The sequence below is a fragment of the Colwellia hornerae genome (assembly GCF_007954355.1).
GTDB lineage: Bacteria > Pseudomonadota > Gammaproteobacteria > Enterobacterales > Alteromonadaceae > Colwellia_A > Colwellia_A hornerae.
This window is the reverse complement of record NZ_VOLR01000004.1, coordinates 64,353-87,607: the sequence shown is the minus strand read 5'-3', so window position 1 is coordinate 87,607 and position 23,255 is coordinate 64,353. Positions and strand designations below refer to the sequence as shown.

Sequence of the window (23,255 nt, the reverse complement as noted above, 5' to 3'; positions counted from 1 at the left end):
TATGAAAATGTCTGCAAACCCTATTCAAGCTTGCTTGGATACTATACTTTCACCCCTTGTTGCTTTTGACACAGTTAAAGAAAAAAAAGGCTGGTCATGGTTACCTTTCATCCTGCTGACTAGTTCTACTTTTGTGTTATTTATCTATTACTTTAGTGTTGTTGATTTTACTTGGTTAAAAGAGCAAATGATTAATCAGATTGCGGCGTCAAAGCCGATGACCGATGATGAGCTTAAAGCCGTAGCAAGTTTTTATCAAAAAGATACCATGATTTGGACAACCGCTATTGGTGGCTCTTTAGGTTTTGTGGTTATTAACATGCTGACAGCAGTGTATTACCACATAGTGACAAAAGTCAGCGCGGCAAGTGAGTATAAATTTACTCAATGGTTTGCGTTTACTTGGTGGGCAAGTTTTCCTGCTATTATTTCTGTGGTACTAAGTGCACTTGTTATAGTGTTTGCTGGCGATGGTAGGGTGTCAATGCAAGATTTGCAGCCGACAAGTTTTAATAGCTTATTATTTTCTGTGGAGGCAAACAATGCTTGGTTTGGCCTGCTTGAAGCGATTAACTTATTTTCATTTTGGCTGATTGCAGTGACTACTATCGGTCTGCGCTCTTGGTTGAATATTAACAATCAAAAAGCATTTTTTATTGCTGCTGCTCCACAAATACTTATCTTTATTTCTTGGGCTTTATACATTCTGTTTATCGCTTAAAAAGAGCACACGTTTATGAAAAAAACACTGATTATTATTGCGGTCATTATTGGGCTAGTCAGTTTAGCTTACTTTAAAAAAACCGGTAAATCCCAGACGCTTGAAGTTAAGGTTGAGCAAGTGGTTGCTGAAAACATTAAACGTTCAATTTTGGCCTCAGGCACGTTAGTTTATAAAGAGCAGGTTCAGTTACGCTCTGAAGTTATCGGCCAAGTCAGTGAAATGTTAATAGAAGAAGGTGATGAGGTGACTAAAGGACAAGTATTAATGCGTCTTGAACCTCGCACTTTCCGTGCCGATGTCGAGCAACAAGCGGCTTTTGTCCGTATTCAAAAAATTGCCATTGAACATCAAAGCAAGAAAATTGAAAACTTAAAATCTCAATGGCAACGCAAACGTGACTTATATCAGCGAAAAATTCTTGACCGTGACGCTTATGAACTTATAGACAATCAATACGCGTTAGCAAAAATTGATTTACGTTCTCGTCAAGAATCTTTACTGCAAGCACAAGCAACACTTGATAAGGCACAAGAGCGTTTAGATAAAACCGTTTTTCGTTCCCCGATAAAGGGTATTGCGACATCAGTTGACATCAAGCAAGGCGAAACAGCCATTAGTGGTAGCACAAATATATCAGGATCGAATTTGATCACTTTAGCGGATCCATCTTCTATCCTTATTGAAGTAGAAGTCGACGAAGCTGACATTGCAAATATTCTTGTAGGACAGCAGGCTGATATCTTTGCGGTCGCTTTTCCTGATAAGGCACTTAAAGGACAAGTACAAAGCATTGCAACCACAGCAAAGCGTGCACAAGGGCGACAAGGATTAAGCTTTAAAGTTAAAATATTATTGTCTGACTCAAATACTATTGCTGTTCGTCCTGGTATGAGTTGTCGCGCCGAAATATATACCCAGAGTAAAAGTAAAACGATAGCTGTACCCAGTGAGTCAGTCATTTTTGCAACACAAGAAAATAACGTGCAAGAAGACGATGAAGATGATGACGATTTGCTTGCAGATAATGTTGACCACGTTTTTGTGCTCGTTGATGGTAAGGCGGTAAAGCAGAATGTTGAGCTAGGTATCTCAAACGATCGCTTGCAAGAAATTACTTCCGGCCTAAAAGTAGGCGACAAAGTGATCATTGGACCCGCAAGAGCACTTGGTAAATTAAAAGATGCTCAGTCGGTGAAAGTGATCGATAAAGAGCCATAAATGATGTCTGACATTTTTCAAGAAAAAAAAGTGATAGCGCCAATTATTTCATTAAAAAATATCGCTCGACTCTATAAAATGGGTAATCAAGCGTTTTATGCACTCAATAATTTTAATCTGGATATTCAATATAATGACTTTGTTGCTATTACCGGACAGTCGGGGTCAGGTAAATCGACCTTGATGAATATTCTTGGCTGTTTAGATTATCCAACAAGTGGTGAATATAAACTTAAAGAGAGGGATGTAGCAAAGCTTGATGAAACAACCCTGGCGGGTATTAGAAACTTAGAAATTGGTTTTATTTTTCAAAGTTTTAATTTATTACCCCGATCAAGTGCTTTACAAAATGTCATGCAACCATTGATTTATCGAGGCATGCCAATCAAAGAACGCCGAATAAAAGCCGAGCTAGCCTTAACTCGGGTCGGTTTAAAGGACCGAATTGACCATTTACCGAATCAGTTGTCAGGTGGTCAACGTCAGCGTGTCGCTATCGCTCGGGCATTAGTCACCGAACCTGCCATATTGTTAGCAGATGAACCTACCGGGAACTTAGATTCAGCGACCACAATGGAAATTATGGCACTGTTTGATGAGCTTCACCAAGATGGTCAAACCCTAATTATTGTTACCCATGAACAGGAAATAGCCGATCGTTGTCAGCGAGTTATTCGCTTAACTGATGGCTGCTTAGTTGCTGATTCATTAAATCCTCAAATTGAACAGCACTATAAAGAGCAGCAACTGATAAAGGAGAGCGCTAATGTCTAGTGTTTTCTTTAAAGTTGTTGAGAGTACTCGTTCAGCGGCACATTCGGTTCGTGCTCACGGTTTTCGAAGTTTTCTAACAACCTTAGGTATTATTATTGGCGTTGCCTCAGTGATTGCTGTTGTCTCTGTCGTACAAGGCTTAAGCAGCAGTATTACTTCGCAGTTCGACGACATGGGCACTAATGTTGTCAGTATTAATGCTTTTACGCCGTTAAAAGAACGTCTTCAAGGCAAAGTTGCTAAATTAACTTACCGTGATTTTTTAGAAATCCAGTATAAAGTTCCAGGCATTAGCCATATCACGCCAACGGTTGCCGCAACCGGTCCTAATGGTGTAGTTCAATATAAAGGCGAATCAACAGCAACACGGGTTGTCGGCACAGGCTCTAGTTATCAGTCACTGTATGGCGTTTTTCCTGAAACGGGGCGCTTTTTTAATATTAATGATGATAAGTCTCGACGTCGAGTGGCCGTGTTAGGCGACTCGATTATAGACAAACTTGAAATTAAAGGCGCTGTTGTTGGTCAATATATTATGATTGGCGGTGAGTGGTTTAAAGTGATTGGCGTGCTAGAAAAACGCGGTAAACTTTTTGGCTTTGATCAAGATGACTTTATACTGCTGCCTTATACAACAACAAGAGCGCTGTTAGGTGGTGCTGAAGAACCTGATATCAGTATTTCGTTGCAAGTGGACAACGCAAATCAACTTGACAGTATTAAGCAGCATATACAAAACCTACTGCGTCGAAATCATAATTTATCTAAAGAAGCTGCCGATGATTTTAAAATTAGTACCGCAGAGCAAATGCTTGAAACGGTCAACAGTATTACCTCAAGTACCACTATGGTACTCAGTGGCGTTGTTGGTATTTCATTATTGGTCGGCGGTATAGGTATTATGAATATTATGTTGGTTTCAGTGACTGAGCGCACCCGTGAAATAGGTATTCAAAAAGCGCTTGGCGCAACGCGTGTTGACATACTTTTACAATTCCTAATTGAAGCGGTATTCTTGTGTTTATTGGGAGGATTAATTGGTTTAGCTATTGGTTATGGTATTGGCGCTTTAGTGAGTAATTTGATTGATTTACCCTCGGCAGAAGTTCCGATGTGGGCAGTGATGTTGTCGTTTGGTTTTAGTGCGGGGGTTGGGCTGTTATTTGGTATTATTCCTGCAGCTAAAGCCGCTAATCTAGATCCCATTGACGCACTACGCTATGAATAACTACCGCCGATGACTGAGTGCAAGCGACTACTTTTCTTAATATAAAATTAAGACCGCTAATATTTATTGATAAAAAAAAGCCCAGTCATCGACTGGGCAAAAGTATAAGGGAGAAACATAATCTATAAAAAAGGTTAGCTTTCGTTACCTCCTATTGATTTGTTAACAGTAGATGAAGGTCGTATTTTCAGTAAACTTTTATCATTTATCGCTATTTTTCTTGGTTTTAATGCTTCAGGTATTTCTCTTTCTAAATCGATATGTAGCAAGCCATGCTCCATAAAAGCACCAATGACTTTAACATGTTCACCGAGCTGAAATTTTCGCTCGAAGTTACGCTCAGCAATACCTTGATGTACAAAGTTTCTTGATGAACCATTATCAGTGACAGGTTTGGTACCAGTAACGATTAAGGTGTTTTCTTTTGATTCTATTTCAAGATCTTCATCAGCAAAACCAGCAATAGCCATGGTAATACGGTATTGGTCTTCGGCCAGTAATTCTACATTGTAAGGAGGGTAAGATGATTGCTTATCTGTACGAGAAGCTTTTTCAATTAAACCCGCTAAGTGTTCAAAGCCAATAAATGAACGGTAAAGTGGGCTGAAATCTGTTTGTATACGCATAATTCATATCCTATTAGTTATACCCATTATTGGTCTATAAGGGTATTAGCAATATGGGATCCCTTTCGAATATTTCTGTACTTGCTATAACCAACATAAAGTTGCGAGATAGTCAGGCTGAAATTATTATTCTCAGGAATCTAAGGTGCCTTTCAATATTGAACAGGCGGTTAATGTAGCCCCGTTTAGCTTGTGGCGACTACATTAATAAAGATGGGAGCGATGTGTTGTTTTTCAAGTGTTATGTTGAGAAATAAAATTTAATCTATATTAAGTTCATGAAAGATAGTAGTTTATTTGTTGTTGTTCTCTTGAGTCGTTTCCAAATCTATTACTTCGCTTGGGCTTAATGCTTTGATGGTTGAAAGCGCTAACTCATAATTAGGATGTTTGGAAATATCGGCGACAATTTCTTTGTAAGCGATTATTCCTGATGAATCAATAATAAATATCGCTCGTGTTAATAAGCCCATATCTTTAATAAGCAAGCCGTAAGTACTGCCAAAGTTGCGCCATACTGAATCAGATAACACCTTCATTTTATCGATACTTTCTGCTTCACAAAAACGTTTTTGCGCAAAAGGTAAATCATTGCTAATGGTTAACATAACTATGTCTTGGGGTAATTTAGCCATTTCTTCGTTAAATCGTTTTGTTTGCAAGGCACAGACGCCGGTGTCTAAACTTGGTACCACAGATATAAGAATATTTTTCCCTGAGAATTCAGCAAGTGTTATCGGCAAAAAACTGCCATTAACCACTTTAAAATTAGGGGCTTTTTGACCGACATCAACTTGCGTACCTAATAGTGTAATGAATTTGTTGTTAGCCTTAACTAAATCAGTTGTTTGCTGTAAATTGTCTTCATCAAGTGGCTTTGCAGATACCACAACAATGCTGAGGCTATTTAAAGTTAAAATCAGTGAAAATGTAAAAAATACGCTTAAAAATTTCATCATGTTAAAAGTGCTTAAAAATTATCGATAAAGAGATGTTAACTTTGACGATAAAAAATAGCCATTATTTAGTGTTTTATTTCAAATATTATCTATTGTTATTTATAGATAAACAGTAAAATGTTGAAAAATCATCACCTCAACTATTATCTTAGAATAGGAATAATGAAAATATGTCAATACCCTTGTTAATTTGTGATGACTCAAATATGGCGCGTAAACAGGTAGCACGTTCTTTACCTGATGATTGGGATGTCGAGATAAGCTTTGCTACTAACGGCGAAGAAGGCATCGCAGCAATAAAAGCAGGTAAAGGTGATGTACTTTTGCTTGATTTAAATATGCCAGTAATGGACGGTTACCAAGTCCTTGAAACTATTATTAAAGAAGACTTAAACACTATGGTGATTGTTATTTCTGGCGATATACAGCCAGAAGCACACCAGCGTGTTACAAGTTTAGGCGCATTGGACTTTATTCAAAAACCGGTCAATAAAACAAAATTAACAGAAATATTGTCGGCTTACGGTATATTTACCCAACATAATGATGAAGAAAAGTCCTTACCCGCTGCAATCGAAAAACCGCCAGTGACAGCCCCTGCTCCTAAACATAGTGAGTTGGCACCACTGACAAAAGCGGCAGAGACAGTTAGTACTGAAAGAGAACAATCAGAGGAAGCCTTTTTCTTAGACCCTGAACTTCGAGACTGTTACCAAGAAATAGCCAATGTTGCTATGGGGCAAGCCGGAGATTTATTAGCGCGTTTACTTGATGTATTTGTTGTTCTGCCGATTCCTAATGTCAATTTAATTGAAGTTAGCGAACTGAGTATGGCGCTCTCTGATGTTGAAGAACAAGAAAGTACTTCGGGTATTTGCCAAGGCTTTATTGGTGCGGGTATCTCTGGTGAAGCACTACTTATTTTAAATGATTCAAGTTTTAAAGATGTTGCTTCATTAATGAATTATAAATATGAAGTCGATGAAAGTACTGAACTTGAGTTATTAATGGATTTAGCCAATGTGCTTATTGGTGCTTGTTTAAATGGCGTTTCTGCCCAACTGGATATGCCTTTTAGCCAAGGTCACCCCGTTGTTTTAGGACAACATAAAAAAATATCTGAGTTGATAGCGACCAACTCAAAAAAATGGAAGCGTACCCTAGCCATTGAAATTAGCTATAGCATTGAAGACTATTCAATAAAATGTGATTTACTCTTACTCTTTACTGAAGAATCTATGCGTACACTCAATAATAAAATTTCTTACTTACTGGATTAACTATGTCATTAGAAACATCACAAATAAATGAATTACATTGGTTAATGGAAATGCTGCACACCATCGATGTAGGATTGGTTGTACTAGATAGAGATTATAAGGTGCAAATATGGAATGGTTTTATGGAAAATCACAGCGGCCTATTACCCCGTGAAGTGAAAGATAAAGTGCTCTTCCCTCTGTTTGATGAAATACCCGAAGCATGGTTTAAACGTAAAGCTGAATCAGTCTTTTTACTTAAAAATAAAGCGTTTACAATCTGGGAACAGCGACCTTATTTATTTAAGTTTCAAAATTATCGTCCTATTACCGGGGCTGCTGATTATATGTATCAAAATACTACCTTTATTCCCTTAATGTCAGCCACAGGCATAGTAACCCATTTATGTCTCATTATTTATGATGTCACTGACAATGCTTCTCATAAAAAAGACTTGGTTAAGGCGAATAAAGAATTAGCCATTTTGAGTCAAACTGATGGCTTAACTAAATTATTTAATCGCACCCACTGGGAGCATTGCTTACAAGCAGAATTCAAGCGTTGGATACGTAGTCAAAACCCCAGCTGCTTAGTGATGATTGATATTGATCACTTTAAAGATGTTAATGATACCTATGGCCATGTCGTTGGTGATGAAGTTATTCGCCATATCTCAGGACTGATCCGCCATCATGTACGCGAAACTGATGTTTCGGGGCGCTATGGTGGTGAGGAGTTTGTTATCTTGTTAGCGGATACCCCATTAGATAACGGTAAAATATTTGCAGAACGATTAAGAGAAGAGATTGAAAAGTCTGTGGTTAAATATAATGACATTGATGTGAAATACACAGTCAGTATTGGAATTGCTGAAATAGATAATAGTATTGAAAGTTATGAAGCTTGGATAGAATGTGCTGATGCTGCGATGTACTGTTCGAAAGATAACGGACGAAATCAAACAAGTTTGCACCCTAAGCAAATAATTTAGTTGATTAAAAATAAATATAAAAAAGCCCTTAAGGGCTTTTTTTATATAAAATATTTACCTTTATTGAGCGAAAACTTTTTTTCCATTTACCCAAGTCGCTAGTACTTTATTTTTCCAGATGTCTTGTTGATTTTCGGTAAAGTAATTATCTTCTAATAAAATAAAATCTGCTTTTTTACCTTTTTCTAAGCTACCTAAAATATTCTCTTGGTGTGCTGAATAAGCCGCGTCAATAGTAAAGGTTTGTAAAGCTTCTAAACGTGACATACTTTCTTCACTGTACCAGCCGTTTTCTGGTTGGTTTTGATGATCTTGACGGGTGACTGAAGCGTGTAAACCAAAAAATGGATTAGGAGACTCTACCGGGAAGTCTGAGCCAGCAGCAATCACAGCTTTGGCATTCATTAATTTACGCCACGCATAAGCACCTAAGATGCGTTCTTCACCAATTCGGTCAACCGCCATATTTTTATCACTGGTTGCATGAGTTGCTTGCATTGAGGCGATGATATTAAGCTCAGCAAAGCGAGGGATGTCGCTTAATTGTAATATTTGTGCGTGTTCAACCCTATGACGAAGCGCTTCGCTATTGGTTGCTTTTATTTGTTGTTGATATAAATCTAAAACGACTTTATTCGCATTGTCACCAATCGCATGAGTATTAACCTGAAAACCTGCATTCATTGCGGTATTCATATAGAGGATTAATTTTTCTCTGTCATGTAACATTAGACCTTTATGGCCAGCATGGTCAGAATAATCAGCAATTAAAGAAGCGCCACGACTGCCCAAGGCACCATCGGCTTGGATTTTTACACTATTAAAATTAAGCATGTTATCACGGCTAGTGAATGGTCCTTGCTTAAGCGTTTCTTGCCAATTTTCAGAGGGTAAATACAACATAGCGTTAATACGCATAGGGAGGGCGTTTTCATTACTCAATTCTTTAAATAGCTCAAGGTTATCTGTAAAAATACCGGCATCATGTACACTAGTTAAACCAAAAGAGACCAATTTATTAAGGGCCTTTTTTAACACTGATTTTTGTTGTTGCTTGGTTAATGGGGCGATACTTTTAGTCATTAAGTCCATGGCATTATCAACAAAGATTCCTGTTGGCTGACCAGATTTATCGCGAATTATATCGCCACCCGTTGGACTTTTTGTCGCTGATGTTATACCGGCAAGCTCCATCGCTTTGGTATTGGCCCAGCCCGCATGTCCATCAACACGTCGTAAGAAAACGGGTTTGTTCGGGAAGTATTTATCTAGAGATTTTGCTGTTGGAAATTGGGTGTTTTCCCATTGCGTTTGATTCCAGCCTTGTCCTTGTACCCAAGTAATATCTGGATTTGCCTTAGCGTAATTCACTGCTTTTTTTACCGCTGACTCTTCTGAAAGTGAGCCAAGTAAATTTGCTTGCATCAAACTTAAACCGTAACTTAAGATATGACCATGGGCATCAATTAAGCCGGGTAGTAGCGTTTTTCCTTGACCATCAATAACTGTCATTTGCCCAGGCTTAGGTAATACTTCACCTTCGATAAAAAGTTTATCAATTTTGTCATTGGTAAATTGAATAGCGGTAAACTGCTTTAACTCTCGGTCAGCTAAAGTATAGCCTTGAACATTGGTAATAATAGTGGTTTGTGCGAAGGCGAAACTGCTCGAGGTCAGTAAAAATAAGGTTAAAGTGGACAGGTGTTTAGTCAATATTTTCATAAATAAATCCTAGGTATTATTGTTTTTATGTTTTTTTATTGAGCATAGGATAAAGGCAGAAAAATAAAATTAATAGTATTATTGGTAATAACCAGTGAATAAATTGCCAATATTGACTATAAAAAGTTTTTCCTTGGACGAGTTCAAGGTCAGCTTTAAGCACCGCTTCGGTAAATTGTGGCAGTGTTGCTTGAATATTTCCTCGGTGATCAATGATAGCGGTTACACCATTATTGGTGGCACGTAGCAGTGGTCGACCAAATTCCAAAGCGCGCATGCGGGCAATGTCTAAATGTTGATGAGGACCATGTGAGTCGCCAAACCAAGAGTCATTACTAACGGTAAGTAAAATGTCTGTTTGGTCGGTAAAATTAGCGGCTAATTGCTCAGGAAAGGCAATTTCAAAACAAATAAGCGGTAATAGATGAACGCCTTTAGCAACAAGGTTAGGTTGAATATAGTCACCTCGGGTAAAAGAAGAATATTGTAAATTAAATATTGGTGCAATTTTTCTTAATATGTCACCAAAAGGCACAAATTCACCTATTGGTAGCAGATGGTTTTTATAATAGCGGTTGCTATGGTTATAACGGTAATGCCCAGTATCATCGCTGCTTTCTTTTTTGCCAATAACAATCAGTGAATTGAAATAGGTTTTTGATTGATACTTGTAATCTAAAATACCGGTAATAATAGCACTATCATTAAGTGTCGCAGAACGGTCTGCCATGCTGAGAAAGTCTTGTGCAGCGGGTTCTAATGCAGTTACTGCTGACTCTGGCCAAACAATAATGTCAGCATCATAATTTTCTCGGCTGTGATCTAGATATTTTAATTGGATGGGCCACTCTTTCTCAGGCTGCCATTTCATTGATTGTTCAACATTACCTTGTACTAAAGCGGCGGTAATTGTTTTGTTTATCGGTGTAACCCAAGCAACACTCGTTAATAAATAAGCAAAAGTAAAAACTGCAATCACTAACAGTATATGTGTCTTACGGTAATGGTTGTACACGGTATTAATAACCGCAATACTTATTACCAGCAGTAAAGTACTTATTCCTATTTCACCAATAAGAGGGGCGAAACTCGATAGTGGACCATCTATTTGGCTGTAGCCAATTGAGAGCCATGGAAAACCGGTTAAAAGATTCGCCCGTAAATATTCAGAAATAAGCCAGCAGGGTGGCAGTAACCACAGTGAGAATTTTTTCTTTGGCGCAAACCTCGTTGATAAATAACAAGCGAGTGCCGGATAAAGTGCCAAATAGCAGCACAATAACACCATCAGCAACAGTGAGAAAAATAGCGGTAAACCACCAAACTGATCGATACTGACATGCACCCAGCTAATACCGCTACCAAACCAGCCAAGCGCAAAGATGAAGCCCTGTTTTGTAGCTGTCTTAACATCAGCACCGTTAATCGAATTGAGAAATAACGGCAGCACAATAAGCATCAGCCACCATAGCGAAAAAGGTGCATATGCCAGCACTAAACTAAGCCCAGCAAGAAAGCTGAGCCAATTACGCTTATTCAATAAGTTATCGCGTAGTCGCTTTAGTAGGCGAGTGCCTAGTGTCTTGATCGCCATTAAGGTTAGTCGACTATCTTTCCATTGATTTTATGGTCTTTGGGAATAGTAATATGTAGGCTTTGGATACGGCGATTATCGCCGGCGGTGACTTTAAATTCAAAATCACCTATCGTCATTAATTCGCCTTTTTTAGGCATATGGCCAAATTGATGTAAAACTACGCCGCCAATGGTATCAGCATCGTTACCATCAAACTGAGTATTAAAGTATTCATTAAAATCATCAAGCTCGGTTAATGCTTTTACCTGATAAACATTTCCGGCAAGATACTTAATATCTAGTTCAATTTCATCATCTGTTTCGTCTTCAATTTCGCCAACAATTAATTCAAGAATATCTTCAATGGTGACAACGCCTGAAACGCCACCGTATTCATCAACAACAATGGCCATATGATAACGTTGCGAGCGAAACTCTTGTAGTAACGGCTCAACTCTTTTACTTTCAGGGACAATAATTGATGGACGAATTATTTTGGCTATTATGCATTCTTCTTGCTGACCAAAACCGTAAGCGAGTAGGTCTTTAGCGAGTAAAATCCCCTCAATGTGATCAATGTCGTCGTTAATAACAGGGAATCTAGAATGACCAGACTCTAGAATGATCGGTAAAGAATGTTCAATAGGATCGTTAATATCAAGCGTGACCATTTGCGATCTTGGGATCATAATATCGCGTACTCGCATATCAGAAACCTCTAATACACCTTGGATCATTAACTTGGTTTCTGGTTTAATTAAGTCGCGGTCTTCAGCGTCATTTAATACATCAACCAATTCGTCTTTACTTTTGGGCTCTCCGGTAAAGACCTGTACTATTTTATCAAGTATTGATCGATTTGCAGAGCCGTTGCTAGAGTGGGGGTGGTCATCGCTCATAGAGCTTATTTATTTCCTGTAAGGTTAACTTGTTGCTTAGTTTCTAATCAATCGAAAGTAAATTCAAGTAGTAAGTGGTTATTTATCTATGAATTATAAAGGATAAAGTTATTCATTTATAATATAAGGATCTGATATATCGAGTGCTTTAAGTAATTTTGTTTCCAGCGCTTCCATTTCTGTGGCTTCATCATCATCAATATGATCGTAACCTAATAAATGTAAGCAGCCATGGATCACCATATGAGCCCAATGATTGTGCAGGTCTTTGTGCTGTTCATTGGCTTCTTGGGCGACAATTTCAGCACAAATCACTAAATCACCGAGTAAGTCTAGTTCAATTTCTGCTGGTACCTCAAAAGGAAATGACAAAACATTGGTCGGCTTATCTTTTCCACGATACTGTAAGTTCAGCGACTGGCTTTCTTTAACGTCAACAAGACGAACGGTAAGTTCAAAATCTGTTTTATCATTATTTAAAGCGATATTTACCCAAGATTGAAACTGTTCATTGCTGGGTAAATTTTTAGCATCACAAGCATGTTGAAGATCAAGTAGTGTTGCCACTATTGATTATCCATAGCATCAAGCGCCGCTTTATTTCTTTTTTCATCTTTTAAACGTTTTTCTTTTTGTTCAAAAGCATCGTATGCATCAACAATTCTAGCCACAACCGGGTGGCGGACAATATCTTTTGATTCAAAGTAGTTAAAACTAATGCCTGGAATATCGTCAAGTACTTCAATCGCGTGACGTAAGCCTGATTTAGCACCACGTGGTAAATCTACTTGGGTGATATCACCGGTGATAACAGCACGGGCATTAAAGCCAATACGGGTTAAAAACATTTTCATCTGTTCTACGGTCGTATTTTGACTCTCATCAAGAATTATAAAAGCATCGTTTAATGTTCTACCGCGCATATAGGCAAGCGGCGCAATCTCAATGACATTTCGCTCGATAAGTTTTTCAACTTTTTCAAAACCTAGCATCTCAAAGAGTGCGTCGTATAATGGGCGCAGGTAAGGATCCACTTTTTGTGATAAATCACCAGGAAGAAAACCCAGCTTTTCACCCGCTTCAACGGCAGGGCGGGTTAACAAAATCCGTCTAACTTCCTGTTTTTCTAGAGCTTCAACAGCACAAGCAACGGCCAAATAGGTTTTCCCCGTACCCGCGACACCAACACCAAAGCTAATGTCATTACTCATAATGTTATGTACATAGCTTTGCTGGTTTGGATTACGGGGCTTAACGACACCACGTTTGGTTTTTATCGTTACTAACTTGTCGAAATCAACATCAACTTTAGTGGGCTCTTGCTCAAGCACCTTTGCGTCTAAAATAGCGAGATGAACCATTTTTTCAGTGATCTCTTTTAGCTCATTTTTAACAGTTGCTGTTTCAATATATAAATTCTTAAGCAAGGCAATGACGGCTTCACAGTTTGCGGGTTCACCCATCACTTTAAATTCATTGCTGCTATAACTTATCTTAACACCAAGGCGACGTTCAATGGTTTTTAAGTTATCGTCCATCGAACCACATAAATTCGCGAGGCGATTATTATCAAGCGGTGTTAAGTCAAATTGTTTGCTAATACTTGTAGTCAAATTTATATCCGTTTTTATAGGCTAAGGTTGTAATAATAATTAAGGCGTAAAAGTACTAACACCTAGCTCATCAATGTTACTACTTTTGCTAGTATGATGACTGTTGGCTAGGATGTCTTGTGGAGAATACGCAATACGTAAGCCCATTTCGCTTTCTTCGCGCACTAATTCACCGCGCAGCGAGTTGGCGTAAACATCCGTAATTTTAATATCAACAAATTGACCAATAACCGTGTGCGGAGCAACAAAATTAACCGTGCGGTTATTTTCTGTTTTACCCCGTAATTCCATTGGGTTTTTCTTTGAAGGACCTTCAACAAGGATACGTTGTTCAGTATTCAACATTTGGCGCGCAATACGCAATGCTTGATGGGTAATTTGGTCTTGAAGGACTTTTAAACGTTCTTTTTTAGTGATATCAGAAATATCATCAACCATATCTGCTGCCGGAGTACCTGGGCGCGCGCTGTAAATAAAACTAAAGCTTAAATCGAAATCTACTGCTTTGATTAAATCCATGGTTGCTTGGAAATCAGCATCTGATTCGCCAGGAAAACCAATAATGAAGTCTGAACTCATGCAAATATCTGGACGTGCTTTCTTCAACTTTCGAATTTGTGACTTATATTCTAATGCAGTATGACCACGTTTCATTTGCGTTAAAATTCGATCTGAGCCACTTTGTACCGGTAAATGTAGGTGACTCACTAATTCAGGCACATCTTTGTAGACCTCAATGATATCATCGGTAAATTCAATCGGGTGTGATGTTGTATAGCGAATACGGTCAATGCCATCAACAGTTGCAACCAAACGCAATAATTCTGAAAAGCGACAAATTTCATCATCGTGGGTAATACCACGGTAGCCATTAACGTTTTGTCCTAATAAATTAACTTCACGGACACCTTGGGCAGCAAGTTGAGCTATTTCATATAATACATCGTCAAGTGGACGACTGACTTCTTCACCGCGTGTGTAAGGTACAACACAGAAGGTACAGTATTTACTACAGCCTTCCATAATCGACACAAAAGCGCTAGCGCCATCAGCTTTAGGTTCAGGAAGACGATCAAACTTTTCAATTTCAGGAAAGCTAACATCAACAACAGGATTATGATCACCAGTAACTTGTTGGATCATTTCAGGTAGGCGGTGCAATGTTTGTGGACCAAAAACCATATCAACATAAGGCGCACGCTGGCGAATAGCATCACCTTCTTGAGAGGCAACACAGCCACCAACACCAATTAATAAACCGGGTTTATTGTCTTTTAGATGTTTCCAACGCCCTAGCTGATGAAAAACTTTTTCTTGTGCCTTTTCGCGTATAGAACAAGTGTTTAATAAGATGACATCAGCATCTTCAGCTTCGTCAGCCAATACAAAACCATGCGTTGAGTCTAATAATTCGGCCATTTTCTGCGAGTCATACTCGTTCATTTGGCAACCCCAAGTTTTGATATATAGCTTTTTACTCATTAACTTTCCACTCATTAAATATTTAAAAATTTAGACAAACTAACATGAAATTTATTGCTTCACAGTTAGTTCAATTTAAGGATGCATATTTTACTCCTTCTTGACGCTTGACGCCAGTACCCGATTCAACTTTAAGTAGCACGGGTCTGTGTGATATCAATTATTCGCCGCAGTCATTAATAATATTCGTATAACTGATATAGGTTGGTTAGAATAACTTTGAAAAATCATTAAATGAAAAGTGTAAATTTTATGAGTAATTTTGATTGTGTCGTTGTCGGTGGTGGTATGGTTGGCGCGGCTAGTGCGTTATCTTTGGCAAACTTAGGGTTAACTGTGGCTATTGTTGAATCAAAGCAACCCGTCGGTTTTAATGAAACACAAGCACTAGATTTACGTGTTTCAGCGATATCACTTGCTTCTGAGCATTTGTTGACACAATTGGGCGCTTGGCCACAATTAAAACAATGGCGAATGTGTCCTTATAAACGATTAGGTGTTTGGGAACATCAGGCAAGCTATACCGAGTTTAATGCCGATGACATTGAGCAGTCTCACCTTGGCCATATTATTGAAAACCGCTTAGTTCAGCTTGCCTTATGGCAACAAATTAACACTCACAGCAAAGTGACTTTATTTGCACCGGCGAGTGTAGAAAGCTTTATTGAGCATGAAAATGAAATAGTAGTGAGCTTGACAATTAAATCAGCTGAAAAAGAGTGTGGCGAAATAGAAAAAATTACTACCCAATTATTAATTGCTGCCGATGGGGCTCATTCACAAGTAAGAAAGCTAGCTCATATAGGGATAACGGGTTGGGATTATCAGCAATCAGCAATGCTTATTAATGTTGAAACTCAAAGCTCACAACAAGATATTACCTGGCAACAATTTTTTCAGACCGGCCCAATCGCTTTCTTACCGCTGCCAGGAGAAAGTGAACTAGGTGGCTATGCCTCCTTGGTCTGGTATCATCAAAAAAATGAGATAAAAAGGTTGTCGGCTTTATCTAATGAACAACTGCAAAGTGAAATTATGCAAAAATTTCCACAGCGAATAGGCCAAATAAAGGTTATTAATAAAGGGGCATTCCCACTGACGCGTCGACATGCTAATACTTATCAAAAAGGTCGAGTGTTATTATTAGGTGATGCAGCGCATACCATTAATCCCATGGCAGGGCAGGGAGTAAATCTTGGCTTTAAAGATGTCAAGGCTTTACAAACCGTAATAGCCAGTGCCATTGGTAATAATGAGTGTTGGCACTTGCCTGAGGTTTTATCACGTTATGAAGCTAAGCGACGAATAGACAATCTATTGATGATGACGACTATGGATTCGCTGTATGCAACGTTTAGCCATCCATCACCAGCAATTAAACTCTTTCGAAATATCGGCCTAAAAATGGCAAATAAGATACCTTTTTTAAAAAATAAGGCTTTAGCTTACGCTTGTGGTGTATAAGTTGAAGTCGCCAATCAAGATTAAAAGTCATTTCTCAAGGCAGTAAGACATTAAGTCTTAAGATAATATGTCTTGGGAGTTTAGTAAGATTTAAACAACAATGGCAGGGGTAAGAGGATTTGAACCTCTGAATGACTGGATCAAAACCAGCTGCCTTACCGCTTGGCTATACCCCTATAATGTTACTTATTTTATAACAACTATCATGATGATAAATGTTAGTTAGCATGGTACGGGTCAAGAGACTTGAACTCTCACATCTTTCGATACTGGAACCTAAATCCAGCGCGTCTACCAATTCCGCCAAACCCGCATTGCTGCTAATACTGCTATCACTACTAAGCGTTTATAGCCTTGTAGGTATTTCTAATAATTGTTATGTCACTCAGTAATGTTTACTATTTTTTAATAAAGACTCATTAAGTTTTTAAAAAGGAATGTTAAACAATAAAGTGGCAGGGGTAAGAGGATTTGAACCTCTGAATGACTGGATCAAAACCAGCTGCCTTACCGCTTGGCTATACCCCTGTAGATATTCTAAATAACAAATAAGTAGGTCACTTAATTATGTTTAATATATATTTTAATAAAGACTGATTGAGTTTTAAAAAAGGAATGTTAAACAAAGAAAGTGGCAGGGGTAAGAGGATTTGAACCTCTGAATGACTGGATCAAAACCAGCTGCCTTACCGCTTGGCTATACCCCTGCAATGTTACTTACTTTCTAACAACTATCATGATGATAAATGTTAGTTAGAATGGTACGGGTCAAGAGACTTGAACTCTCACATCTTTCGATACTGGAACCTAAATCCAGCGCGTCTACCAATTCCGCCAAACCCGCATTTCTTCTAATACTACTATCACTACTAAGAGTTAAATGGTGGCTACACCGGGATTTGAACCTGGGACCCCATCATTATGAGTGATGTGCTCTAACCAGCTGAGCTATGTAGCCTTTCCGTATTGCCTCTCAGCAAGTGGCGCGTATTATGCAAATCTGCTTAGGCTACGTCAACCGTTTTTTTATAATAAATGGTAATTTCTTTCTGTTTGCTTGTTTAGTCTACAAATTGGGCGTTTAATATTCTAGAAAAACAATGTGCCTTCAATATAAAAGCAAGAACTGTCAGCTCTTGCTTAGCGCTGAAGCAAATTTGATTTCGCGCTATGATTAATTAATGCGTTTTTTTGCTTCTTCTTCTAAATGTTTTGAGTATTTACCAATATCGGCAATATATTTAGCAACTTCTTTTGAAGGAACTTTACCAATAATAAACTCACCTGTTTCTAAAGCACTGTTAGATGCTGCAAAAACTAATAAATTTTGCCCATTACACTCAATACTATTAAAAAGTGTACGAATTTTTAATTTATTTTGTTTCATAAATGAACGTAAGCGGTTTTTATCATTTGCCGCAACGTATTCACAAATGCGAAGTGATATATTATCGGCTTTAGTAACCGGAGCAAAAGTTACTGAAGCGGCAATTAAGCTAGCAAGTAGGAGTGTTTTTTTCATGGTGTGCCTTTTTATGGTTTCTTATAGTAAGAGGTTGGTGGTCTGACGTGGGTACTGTTAACTTATATCAGACTGGTATTAGGGTAATTGTGGTATATTTTAGAAATAAAACAAGATTTTTTTAATTTTAAAATTAAGTAGACGCTTGTTTTCATTGTTTTTATTTATATCTTTTTATTTTTTAATGATATTTTGATTTTGATGGCTACTTCATAATTTATTTTCAAAGAAAAAAAAGGAGCCGAAGCTCCTTTTATTATTTAATTTATAAGCGTTAACGCGTGAAGATTAAACGTTAAATCTGAAGTGAACAACATCACCATCTTTAACGCGGTACTCTTTACCTTCTAAGCGCCATTTACCGGCCTCTTTAGCGCCTGATTCGCCATTAAATTCGATAAAGTGATCGTAGGCGATAACTTCCGCACGAATAAAGCCTTTTTCAAAGTCCGTATGAATAACACCGGCTGCTTGTGGCGCAGTGGCGTTTTGTTTTACTGTCCATGCACGAACTTCTTTTACACCGGCAGTAAAATAGGTTTGTAAGTGAAGCAAAGAGTAACCGGCATTGATAACACGATTAAGTCCTGGCTCTTCTAGGCCCATCTCTGCCATAAACTCAATGCGGTCTTCGTCATCCATCTCTGACAATTCACTTTCAATTTCAGCACAAACAGCAACAACAATAGCACCTTCGGCATCCGCAATTGCTTGTACTTGATCTAGGTAAGGATTATCTTCAAAACCATCATCATTGACGTTAGCAATATACATGGTAGGTTTGAGTGTTAAAAAGTTCAAGTAATCGACGGCAGCTTTTTCTTCTTTAGATAATGTTAAAGAACGTATCATATGACCTTCTTCAACATGCTTTAATATCTTCTCTAATACTGGCATTTCAAATTTAGCGTCTACATCGCCACCTTTGGCTTTTTTCGCTAAACGAAAAATTGCTCGTTCTGCTGTGTCCATATCAGACAAAGCCAGCTCAGTATTGATCACTTCGATGTCATCAATAGGGCTAACCTTATTGGCAACATGAATAATATTGTCATTATCAAAACAACGAACGACGTGACCAATTGCATCGGTTTCACGAATGTTAGCAAGAAACTTATTACCTAAACCTTCACCTTTAGAGGCGCCAGCCACTAAACCAGCAATATCAACAAATTCCATGGTAGTTGCTAGCACACGTTCAGGGTTTACAATTTTAGCTAAAGCATCTAAACGAGGGTCAGGCACTGGCACTACACCCGTATTAGGCTCAATAGTACAAAATGGAAAGTTAGCCGCTTCAATACCTGCTTTGGTTAATGCATTGAAAAGTGTTGATTTACCTACGTTGGGCAAGCCAACAATACCGCATTTGAATCCCATGATAATACCTTAATTGTTTTGCAAAATTGTTTTAAAAGTTGAGTTATAGCGGTTTGAATGAATGCAAACGATTTTGAGCTTTCTTTAAATCGTCTGTTTGCCAGATGTCGATACATCGGCTTGCTTCATCAATCGCTTGATCTATTTTGTCTTGGTCAATAGCTGGAGCTTTACCAAGTACATGTCCGGTAACGCGATCTCTATGACCTGGGTGGCCTATACCAATGCGTAACCGATAAAATTCTTTGTTATTAGCCATAGACGAAATAATATCGCGTAAGCCGTTATGTCCACCGTGTCCGCCACCCTTCTTAATTTTACAGACGCCCGGTTCCATGTCTAACTCATCATGAGCAACAAGGATATTATCTACGGGAATGCGGAAAAAATTTGCAAGAGGCGCTACAGACTGACCACTTCTATTCATAAACGTTGTTGGAACAAGCAAATGAACAACTTCGTTACCTATAAGGCCTTTGCCGTAAAGTCCGAAATATTTTTTTTCTGGTCTGAGGGAGATGTTGTAGCGAGAAGCAAGTTCTTCGACGAACCAAACTCCGGCATTATGACGAGTTTTTGTATATTCGGGGCCTGGATTACCCAGGCCCACAACTAGTTGAATAGTCATTTAAGCTTATACTTAATGATTATTCAGTAGCTTCAATTTCTTCAGCTTCATCAGTTTCTTCACTTACGCCTTTCGGTGCATTTAATGAAACAACAGCTTGATCATGATCTTCGCCTTTTGCTAATTCGTCAGATGTTACGCCTTTAGGCAAAGTAACGTCTGATAAATGCAATGTTTGACCAACTTCTAAATCAGCAACATCAACTTCGATGAATTCTGGAATGTCAGCAGGTAAACAGCTAATCGCAATTTCGTTAATCTGGTGAGTAATGTTGCCACCTTTTTTCTCTGCTTCTTCTTCGTTAAGGAAGTGAATAGGAGCGTTAACGTGAACTGGATGAGATGCATCAATGCGTAAGAAATCTAAATGCATTACAAGTTGCTTGAACGGATGACGTTGCATGTCTTTTAAAAGACACTCAACTGGCTTACCGTCAATGTTTACAGTTAAAACGTGAGAGTAGAATGCTTCTTCTTGTTGTGCACGGTAAACATTTTTGTGCTCTAACGTTAAAGAAATCGGCTCTTGGCCTTCACCGTATAAAATTGCAGGAACTTTGTTTGCGTGACGTAGGCGGCGGCTCGCACCTTTCCCTAGGTCAGTACGAACTTCAGCTTCTAAAGTAAATAAATCAGTCATTTTTTAATACCTAATATTAAAGAGTTAGTTGAGTTGTTTTTTGCGACCAAAAACAACAGTGAACCTTTACAATAATAAAAATAATTCAATCATCATAAAAGGCGCGGCATAATAACACCTCAACTTAAACATATCCAACGTTAATATGATTAATAAACTATTAATCATGGCTGCTTATTATTGGTATCATTGGGCTAAATGCCCGTTATAGATAATTTTTTATTGAAATTTAGGTGTTAGACCCGTTACCATTCAAAATACACTCTAGCAACCTGCGTCCTCAAACTGAGCAGGTATATGTGCCTGATACTTCTAATGCATAATGTCGATAAGAGAATTAACTATGACAATTACATCTTTCTATCCAACTCCTCGTACGTTAATGGGCCCCGGTCCTAGTGATGTTTCACCCCGTGTTTTATCTGCTTTAGGTCGTCCGACCATAGGTCATTTAGATCCAGAGTTTGTGCAGATGATGGACGAAATCAAATCATTACTACAATACGCTTTTCAAACCAAGAATGAATTAACCATGGCGGTTTCAGCGCCAGGCTCTGCTGGTATGGAAACTTGTTTTGTTAACTTAGTTGAACCAGGCGAAAAAGTAATTGTTTGTGTTAACGGTGTTTTTGGTTCGCGTATGGTGGAAAATATTCAACGCTTAGGGGCTCACGCCATTGTTATAAACGATGAGTGGGGAACGCCTGTCGATGTCAATAAAGTGAAACAAGCTTTTAAAGACAATAGTGATGTTAAGTTTTTAGCCTTTGTTCATGCTGAAACATCTACCGGAGTGTTGTCTGATGCAAAAGCCTTATGTGCTATTGCACAAGAAAACTCAGCGCTCTCTATTGTCGATGCAGTGACCTCATTAGGCGGTGTTGAGCTGAAGGTTGACGATTGGGGAATCGATGCTATTTATTCGGGTAGTCAGAAGTGTTTGTCGTGTGTGCCTGGCATATCGCCGATTAGCTTTAGTGCTAAAGCGGTTGAAAAATTAACCAGTAGAAAGTCTAAAGTGCCCAGTTGGTTTTTAGATTTATCTTTGGTTATGGGCTATTGGGGCGGTACAGGTAAACGTAGTTATCATCATACGGCACCGGTGAATTCTTTATATGCTTTGCATGAATCTTTAGTGATGTTACAAGATGAAGGTTTAGAAAATGCATGGCAACGCCATAAAAACCAACACCTGAAATTAAAAGCAGGATTAGAAAAACTAGGCATAGCGTTTGTTGTTGAAGAGCAATACCGTTTACCCCAATTAAATACGGTATTAATTCCTCAAGGCGTTGATGATGCAGCTGTTCGCCAAACCTTACTTAATGAATATAACTTAGAAATTGGCGCTGGCCTAGGTGGCTTTGCCGGTAAAGCATGGCGCATTGGTTTAATGGGCTATGCGGCAAGAACTGAGAATGTGACTTTATGTCTAGCGGCCTTAGCGGATGTTTTAGTGACCGAATAAATACCACTAACAAATGGCAAAGTAACTAAAAACTCTGCACCGTGATAAATTAAAAAGCCCCGAGTCAACAGTTGACTCGGGGCTTTATTATTTGTGCGGTTGTCTTATCAGTGAATGTTTAGCTGTCAAACATTGCTGAAATAGATTCTTCGTTACACACGCGGCGAATCGCTTCAGACAACATACCACTTAAAGTAAGTTGACGAACAATACCGAGCGCTTTAATTTCATCGGTAAGGGGTATTGAATCTGTTACCACTAATTCATCAATCACTGAATCTCTTAGGTTTTGCGCGGCATTACCCGAAAGCACTGGGTGAGTAGCATAAGCTATAACACGTTTAGCACCATGTGCTTTTAATGCTTCAGCCGCTTTTGCTAATGTGCCACCAGTATCTATCATGTCGTCGACAATGATACAGTCACGGTCTGCAACATCACCAATGATGTGCATAACTTGTGCAACATTGGCTTTTGGACGACGCTTATCGATGATAGCAAGGTCGGCTTCATTGAGTAACTTAGCTACGGCACGAGCGCGAACAACACCACCAATATCAGGAGAAACTACAATCGGGTTATCTAAATCACGAGAAAGCATATCTTCAAGTAAAATAGGTGTGCCAAATACGTTATCTACCGGTACATCGAAGAAACCCTGAATTTGCTCAGCGTGTAGGTCAACCGTTAATACTCGGTCAACACCAACACTTGACAAAAAGTCAGCGACAACTTTCGCCGTAATGGGTACACGCGCACTACGTACACGTCTATCTTGGCGAGCATAACCAAAGTATGGAATAACTGCAGTAATACGACCAGCAGATGCTCGTCGTAATGCGTCAATCATGACAATTAATTCCATTAGGTTATTATTCGTTGGCGCACAGGTTGATTGAATAATAAAAACGTCCGCACCGCGCACATTTTCGTTAATTTCAACACTGATTTCACCATCGCTAAAACTACCGACTTTGGCATCGCCTAAAGTCATATACAAGCGATCAGCTACTTTCTTGGCCAGTTCAGGGGTGGCATTACCCGTAAATATTTTCATGTCAGGCACGGTCAGTTCCTCGGA

General features: G+C 38.7%; 21 protein-coding genes and 6 tRNA genes. 8 read left to right on the top strand and 19 right to left on the bottom strand.

Annotated elements, in window-relative coordinates; translation table 11 throughout:
• Position 1 precedes the first annotated feature (1 nt).
• From ESZ26_RS03735 to ESZ26_RS03720, 4 genes are read left to right on the top strand one after another with little or no spacing between them, the layout of a single operon-like run.
• Positions 2 to 721 carry a YIP1 family protein gene (locus ESZ26_RS03735; protein WP_146798161.1) on the top strand — a complete coding sequence of 240 codons (720 nt, stop codon included), beginning with the start codon at positions 2 to 4 and terminating at the stop codon, positions 719 to 721.
• 15 nt (positions 722 to 736) lie between these two features.
• The gene (locus tag ESZ26_RS03730) at positions 737 to 1,942 is read left to right on the top strand and encodes an efflux RND transporter periplasmic adaptor subunit (protein WP_146798160.1); all 1,206 of its coding nucleotides are present in this window, start codon (positions 737 to 739) and stop codon (positions 1,940 to 1,942) included.
• Positions 1,943 to 2,716 (top strand): ABC transporter ATP-binding protein, encoded by a 774-nt coding sequence (locus ESZ26_RS03725; protein WP_395880635.1) that lies wholly within the window; start codon positions 1,943 to 1,945, stop codon positions 2,714 to 2,716.
• The gene (locus ESZ26_RS03720; protein ID WP_146798159.1) at positions 2,709 to 3,944 is read left to right on the top strand and encodes an ABC transporter permease; all 1,236 of its coding nucleotides are present in this window, start codon (positions 2,709 to 2,711) and stop codon (positions 3,942 to 3,944) included. The genes ESZ26_RS03725 and ESZ26_RS03720 overlap by 8 nt, the downstream gene beginning before the upstream one ends.
• A 134-nt stretch (positions 3,945 to 4,078) precedes the next feature.
• Here ESZ26_RS03720 and ESZ26_RS03715 read toward each other — a convergent pair whose 3' ends face one another.
• Together ESZ26_RS03715 and tpx are read right to left on the bottom strand one after the other, a co-directional pair.
• A complete protein-coding gene (locus ESZ26_RS03715) occupies positions 4,079 to 4,570 on the bottom strand; it encodes an Hsp20 family protein (protein ID WP_146798157.1) in 492 nt (163 codons plus the stop codon).
• Positions 4,571 to 4,863: 293 nt separating this feature from the next.
• A complete protein-coding gene (gene tpx, locus ESZ26_RS03710) occupies positions 4,864 to 5,529 on the bottom strand; it encodes a thiol peroxidase (RefSeq protein WP_146798155.1) in 666 nt (221 codons plus the stop codon).
• Between the two features lie 170 nt (positions 5,530 to 5,699).
• Between tpx and ESZ26_RS03705 the strand changes: the two genes are divergently transcribed.
• Complete coding sequence (locus ESZ26_RS03705; protein WP_146798153.1) at positions 5,700 to 6,809, top strand: response regulator; 1,110 nt, start codon at positions 5,700 to 5,702, stop codon at positions 6,807 to 6,809.
• Positions 6,810 to 6,811: 2 nt separating this feature from the next.
• Positions 6,812 to 7,780, top strand: coding sequence for a GGDEF domain-containing protein (locus ESZ26_RS03700; RefSeq protein ID WP_146798151.1), 969 nt, complete (start codon positions 6,812 to 6,814; stop codon positions 7,778 to 7,780).
• A gap of 60 nt (positions 7,781 to 7,840) precedes the next feature.
• Here ESZ26_RS03700 and ESZ26_RS03695 read toward each other — a convergent pair whose 3' ends face one another.
• The 6 genes from ESZ26_RS03695 to miaB all read right to left on the bottom strand — a co-directional run bounded on the left by ESZ26_RS03695 (position 7,841) and on the right by miaB (position 15,072).
• Complete coding sequence (locus ESZ26_RS03695) at positions 7,841 to 9,502, bottom strand: amidohydrolase (RefSeq protein WP_146798149.1); 1,662 nt, start codon at positions 9,500 to 9,502, stop codon at positions 7,841 to 7,843.
• A gap of 25 nt (positions 9,503 to 9,527) precedes the next feature.
• Complete coding sequence (gene lnt, locus ESZ26_RS03690; RefSeq protein WP_146798147.1) at positions 9,528 to 11,096, bottom strand: apolipoprotein N-acyltransferase; 1,569 nt, start codon at positions 11,094 to 11,096, stop codon at positions 9,528 to 9,530.
• Between the two features lie 5 nt (positions 11,097 to 11,101).
• Positions 11,102 to 11,977 (bottom strand): CorC family transporter, encoded by an 876-nt coding sequence (locus tag ESZ26_RS03685; protein ID WP_146798145.1) that lies wholly within the window; start codon positions 11,975 to 11,977, stop codon positions 11,102 to 11,104.
• Positions 11,978 to 12,085: 108 nt separating this feature from the next.
• Entirely contained in the window at positions 12,086 to 12,544 is a 459-nt protein-coding gene (gene ybeY / locus ESZ26_RS03680) for an rRNA maturation RNase YbeY (RefSeq protein WP_146798143.1), read from the bottom strand.
• A complete protein-coding gene (locus ESZ26_RS03675; protein WP_146798141.1) occupies positions 12,544 to 13,590 on the bottom strand; it encodes a PhoH family protein in 1,047 nt (348 codons plus the stop codon). The genes ybeY and ESZ26_RS03675 overlap by 1 nt, the downstream gene beginning before the upstream one ends.
• Before the next feature lie 39 nt (positions 13,591 to 13,629).
• Positions 13,630 to 15,072: a tRNA (N6-isopentenyl adenosine(37)-C2)-methylthiotransferase MiaB gene (gene miaB, locus ESZ26_RS03670; RefSeq protein ID WP_146798139.1), complete on the bottom strand. Its 1,443-nt coding sequence runs from the start codon at positions 15,070 to 15,072 to the stop codon at positions 13,630 to 13,632.
• Between the two features lie 252 nt (positions 15,073 to 15,324).
• Between miaB and ESZ26_RS03665 the strand changes: the two genes are divergently transcribed.
• Entirely contained in the window at positions 15,325 to 16,536 is a 1,212-nt protein-coding gene (locus ESZ26_RS03665; protein WP_146798138.1) for an FAD-dependent monooxygenase, read from the top strand.
• A gap of 101 nt (positions 16,537 to 16,637) precedes the next feature.
• On the opposite strand, the gene ESZ26_RS03660 is transcribed toward ESZ26_RS03665, so the two are convergent.
• The 10 genes from ESZ26_RS03660 to ESZ26_RS03615 form a co-directional block, all read right to left on the bottom strand.
• Positions 16,638 to 16,712 (bottom strand) — tRNA-Gln (locus ESZ26_RS03660).
• A 52-nt stretch (positions 16,713 to 16,764) separates the two neighbouring features.
• Positions 16,765 to 16,849, bottom strand: a tRNA-Leu gene (locus ESZ26_RS03655).
• Positions 16,850 to 16,989: 140 nt separating this feature from the next.
• A tRNA-Gln gene (locus ESZ26_RS03650) sits at positions 16,990 to 17,064 on the bottom strand.
• 104 nt (positions 17,065 to 17,168) lie between these two features.
• Positions 17,169 to 17,243, bottom strand: a tRNA-Gln gene (locus ESZ26_RS03645).
• Positions 17,244 to 17,295: 52 nt separating this feature from the next.
• Positions 17,296 to 17,380, bottom strand: a tRNA-Leu gene (locus ESZ26_RS03640).
• A gap of 37 nt (positions 17,381 to 17,417) precedes the next feature.
• Positions 17,418 to 17,494, bottom strand: a tRNA-Met gene (locus ESZ26_RS03635).
• A gap of 216 nt (positions 17,495 to 17,710) precedes the next feature.
• The gene (locus ESZ26_RS03630) at positions 17,711 to 18,058 is read right to left on the bottom strand and encodes a DUF3718 domain-containing protein (protein WP_146798137.1); all 348 of its coding nucleotides are present in this window, start codon (positions 18,056 to 18,058) and stop codon (positions 17,711 to 17,713) included.
• Between the two features lie 288 nt (positions 18,059 to 18,346).
• Positions 18,347 to 19,438, bottom strand: a complete 1,092-nt coding sequence (gene ychF / locus ESZ26_RS03625; RefSeq protein WP_146798135.1) for a redox-regulated ATPase YchF — start codon at positions 19,436 to 19,438, stop codon at positions 18,347 to 18,349.
• A 43-nt stretch (positions 19,439 to 19,481) separates the two neighbouring features.
• Positions 19,482 to 20,066, bottom strand: coding sequence for an aminoacyl-tRNA hydrolase (gene pth / locus ESZ26_RS03620; protein WP_146798133.1), 585 nt, complete (start codon positions 20,064 to 20,066; stop codon positions 19,482 to 19,484).
• A gap of 19 nt (positions 20,067 to 20,085) precedes the next feature.
• A complete protein-coding gene (locus tag ESZ26_RS03615; protein WP_146798131.1) occupies positions 20,086 to 20,706 on the bottom strand; it encodes a 50S ribosomal protein L25/general stress protein Ctc in 621 nt (206 codons plus the stop codon).
• Positions 20,707 to 21,049: 343 nt separating this feature from the next.
• On the opposite strand from ESZ26_RS03615, the gene ESZ26_RS03610 reads away from it, so the two are divergent.
• Positions 21,050 to 22,174 carry a pyridoxal-phosphate-dependent aminotransferase family protein gene (locus ESZ26_RS03610; RefSeq protein WP_146798129.1) on the top strand — a complete coding sequence of 375 codons (1,125 nt, stop codon included), beginning with the start codon at positions 21,050 to 21,052 and terminating at the stop codon, positions 22,172 to 22,174.
• A 118-nt stretch (positions 22,175 to 22,292) separates the two neighbouring features.
• On the opposite strand, the gene ESZ26_RS03605 is transcribed toward ESZ26_RS03610, so the two are convergent.
• Positions 22,293 to 23,240 carry a ribose-phosphate pyrophosphokinase gene (locus tag ESZ26_RS03605; protein WP_070376156.1) on the bottom strand — a complete coding sequence of 316 codons (948 nt, stop codon included), beginning with the start codon at positions 23,238 to 23,240 and terminating at the stop codon, positions 22,293 to 22,295.
• Positions 23,241 to 23,255 lie beyond the last annotated feature (15 nt).